This is a genomic window from Sulfitobacter sediminis, assembly GCF_040811725.1.
Classification (GTDB): domain Bacteria; phylum Pseudomonadota; class Alphaproteobacteria; order Rhodobacterales; family Rhodobacteraceae; genus Sulfitobacter; species Sulfitobacter sediminis.
This window is the reverse complement of sequence record NZ_JBFNXX010000212.1, coordinates 1-248: the sequence shown is the minus strand read 5'-3', so window position 1 is coordinate 248 and position 248 is coordinate 1. Positions and strand designations below refer to the sequence as shown.

The 248-nt window shown below is 75.4% G+C and carries 1 protein-coding gene; it reads left to right on the top strand.

Features of this window, described 5'->3' with window-relative positions; genetic code table 11:
- The coding region (locus AB2B41_RS23675; protein ID WP_367880271.1) for a hypothetical protein at positions 1-248 on the top strand (248 nt) is incomplete at both ends.

The following is a 248-nucleotide window of genomic DNA, read 5'->3' as shown; positions in this document are numbered from 1 at the left end:
GCCCCCCGTCTTACACACCGACGCGGACACGGCGGCCCGACCCGCCGCGGTTCCGGTGGCACCAAGGGGTCCGGCTCTGGCGGCACCATGGGCAGCTGTTCCGGTGGGACCAAGGGTTCCGGCTCGGGCGGGACCAAAGGCAGCGGCTCCGGTGGCACGAAGGGCACCGGCTCTGGCGGCACCAAGGGCAGCGGGTCCGGTGGGACCAAGGGGTCCGGCTCGGGCGGCACGGACGGGAGCGGGTCGGG